The organism is Methanospirillum sp. (genome assembly GCF_028679455.1).
Classification (GTDB): domain Archaea; phylum Halobacteriota; class Methanomicrobia; order Methanomicrobiales; family Methanospirillaceae; genus Methanospirillum.
The window spans coordinates 1-3,895 of the sequence record NZ_JAJRBM010000225.1 but is presented as its reverse complement, the minus strand read 5'-3'; the positions used below and the strand labels follow the sequence as shown (position 1 = coordinate 3,895).

General features: G+C 46.6%; 1 pseudogene. It reads left to right on the top strand.

Annotated features, from left to right (window positions below):
* Positions 1–3,496 (top strand): annotated as a pseudogene (locus tag LUQ50_RS07290) (cyclic beta 1-2 glucan synthetase); the annotation flags it as partial.
* Between the last annotated feature and the right edge of the window lie 399 nt (positions 3,497–3,895).

The following is a 3,895-nucleotide window of genomic DNA, read 5'->3' as shown; positions in this document are numbered from 1 at the left end:
GGTTACCAATCGCTCATATACCAAAAAGATTATCGAATTCACCAGTTATGCAGAAGTAGTTCTGGCATCTTCAGCTTCTGATGAATCGCATCCTGCCTTCAGTAATCTGTTTGTCCAGACCGAACTGGTCAGGGAGAAAAATGCAATTCTTGCAACAAGAAGAGCACGTTCAGACGGTGAGCATCCTCCCTGGATGCTTCATATGATAACCGTTGATGGTACCCAGGTGCGAACTATCTCGTATGAAACCGATCGATCCCGGTTCATCGGTCGAATCAACTCGCTTTCTCATCCTGTCGCCATGACCGATTCATCTACCCTTTCAGACACGGAAGGTTCTGTACTCGATCCCATCGTTGCTATCAGATGTACGATATCGTTAGATCCACAGGAGACTGCTGGGATAAACATCTTTACCGGAGTAAGTGATACCAGAACCGGAGCCATCTCCCTTGTCGAGAAGTATTATGACTGGTACATGGCTGACCGGGTATCAGAGCTGGCATGGACCCATGCTCAGATTATGCTCAGACAACTCAATGCAACTGAGCAGGATGCCCAACTCTATTGCACGCTTGCCTCGTCAATCCTCTATGCTAATCCATCACGAAGGGCTAGCCAGAATGTAATTCTCAGGAACAATCGTGGGCAGTCCAGTCTCTGGGGGTATGGAATTTCAGGAGATGTCTCGATTGTACTGGTGAGGATACAAAACAGAGATCGAATCGGTCTTATTAAAGAGATGGTTCAGGCTCATGCATATTGGCGGACAAAAGGATTAGTAGTCGATTTAGTGATCTGGAATGAAGATCAATCAGGATACCGGCAGGAACTTCAGGATGAGATCATGCTCCAGATACCGCCGGGATCTGATTCTCATGTATTAAACAGCAAAGGTGGAATATTCATCAGACATCTTGAGCAGATGTCAGAAGAAGACCGGATCCTTATCCTGACAGTAGCACGGGTGATTATTACCGATCGAGGGGGAACTATCGCTGAACAGATGGAAAGGACAGGCTGGAAGAAGATATTCGTCCCGAAACTCCTTCCCACCCGTGTCCATCAGGGTACCATCGGGAGTATTCCAGAAAAACGGGAGGAAAAACTCCACTTCTTTAATGGTACCGGCGGGTTTTCCCAGGATGGAAAGGAATACGTAATATATACGAAAAAAGGGAAGGCAACACCCGCACCATGGGTGAATGTTCTTGCGAACGAGACCTTTGGGACTGTAGTATCAGAAAACGGGAGTGTTTATACCTGGAACGAGAATGCTCATGAATTCAGACTGACCCCCTGGATGAATGATCCGGTTCGGGATCGCTCTGGCGAGGCTCTTTATATTAGAGATGAAGAAACCGGCATATTCTGGTCTCCGACACCGCTACCTACACAAGGAGTAAACCAATATGTTACCAGACATGGATTTGGCTATTCGATCTTTGATTCATGTGAATACGGCATCACCACCAGACTCACCATTTTTGTCTCCAGTGAGAAACCGGTAAAATTCTTATCTCTTCGAATACGGAACCGATCCGGTCATCGCAGACTCTTATCGGTAACCGGCTATCTCGAATGGGTGCTTGGTGAATTACGATCTAAATCACTGCTCTATGTGATTACTGAGATCGATCCAAAATCAGGAGCACTATTTGCCAAAAATCCGTACAACCATGAATTTCCCGGGAGAGTAGCCTTTCTTGACTCCAATATATTAAACCGGACCGTAACCGGAGACCGGTATGAATTTATCGGCCGGAATGGGTCCCGTGACAGACCTCAGGCCATGGAGCAGGTACGTCTCTCAAATAAAGTCGGAGCCGGGCTCGATGCATGTGCAGCAATGCAGGTACTCTGTGAATTAACTGATGGAGAAGAGCGTGAGATCATTTTTACCCTCGGTGTCGGAAAGGATATAGAAACTGCACGGGATCTGGTTCGGACAACGAGGGGAGTCGAATCTGCTCATGCAACATTAAAAACCGTAAAAGAGTACTGGAGCCGTACACTTGGTGCAGTGAAAATAACCACTCCCGACCTCTCTGTGGATCTGCTCGTAAACGGATGGTTACTGTATCAGATGATGGCATTTCGTCTCTGGGGAAGAACCGGGTTTTACCAGTCTGGCGGAGCGTTCGGGTACCGCGATCAGCTCCAGGATGTGCTAGCACTTATCCATACGCGACCCGAACTTATCCGGAAACAACTGCTTCTTTGTGCTGAACACCAGTTTCATGAAGGTGATGTGCAGCACTGGTGGCATCCTCCTTTAAATCGCGGGGTGAGAACGCATTGTTCTGATGACTACCTATGGCTCCCTTTTACCACCTGCAGATATGTACTCAAAACCCGTGACACCGGAATTCTCGATGAGCAGGTACCGTTTCTCGAAGGACGAATGGTACCTCCTGAAGATGATTCGTACTATGATCTGCCGTATCAGTCAGGAATAACCGGAACCTTGTATGAACATTGTGTCCGGGCGATACAGTTTGGGATGAGGTCGGGAATACATGGCCTTCCCTTAATCGGTAGTGGAGACTGGAATGACGGGATGAATCTTATTGGCACTGCAGGGAAAGGAGAGAGCATATGGCTCGGTTTTTTTATCTATGACATTTTGATGCAGTTTCAAAAAGTGGCAACCCTCCATTCTGATACCGGATTTGCAGAATTCTGCAGGGTAAAAGCCGAAGAGATGCAGAAAAACCTCGAAGAAGCCGGATGGGATGGTGAGTGGTACAGACGGGCTTATTTTGATTCTGGCGAACCACTTGGGTCTTCAGAAAATACTGATTGTATGATAGATTCAATTGCCCAGAGTTGGGCAGTTCTTTCAGGAGCAGGTTCAGAGGAACGGGCACGATCTGCAATGGAAGCAGTAAAGAAGTATCTCATTCATTCTGATGACCGGTTGATTTCTCTTCTCACCCCTCCTTTTGATACAGCACAGACAAATCCCGGGTACATTAAAGGGTATGTTCCGGGAATCCGTGAGAATGGCGGGCATTATTCGCATGCTGCAATATGGGTCGTGATGGCGTTTGCGGCTCTCAAGGATCATGAACAAGCCTGGAACCTGATGTCACATATCAGCCCGATACACCATGGATCAACTAAGGAGGAGATCAGCATCTACCGGGTCGAACCATATCTGGTGGCTTCTGATATTTACTCAACCCCTCCTCATACCGGGCGGGGTGGCTGGACCGGTTATACCGGATCAGCAGGTCTTATGTATACGCTGATCCTTGAATCTCTGCTCGGGATACGATTGAACGGAGATCAGATGACCATTGAGCCGTGTATTCCTGATCGGTGGAGTTCGTACCAGATTGAATACCACTATCGTTCCACGCCATATATCATCGTGGTAAAAAACTCAGGAACGGGGACCAAAACCATACAATCTGATGGGAATGAGCAGGTTGATTCCATGATTCATCTGGTAGATGATCAGAAGGAACATCATATCATAGTTAATATGTGAGGAGGATGAGGTGAAAAGTTCTCATCATTCAACACCAGATACCTGATATAAAACGTTTCCCCGTGTGGTATTCATCATACCGAGCAGATAATCGCTCCTGAAACCATGAAATAGCCCGGAAAGCGCTGAATATCCATATCCCAACCCAACATTTCAAAATTTGAAACCTGGAAATAGTTTTTTAAGGAGCAGAAACAGGTTTCTATCTGGATATTTTCGTTGTACCATATGAGTAGCCATACCGGATTCTCAATAGGTAAGGGACTGATTTCTCAATCACTTCGCTAGAATTTCCCGGTGAGATCGAGTCTGGTGTTCGATCAATTATGAGTACCACATAGGTGACAGAACCGAATCAAGACCCAACGATTCAACATCTCCATATCAGTCAATTAGAGC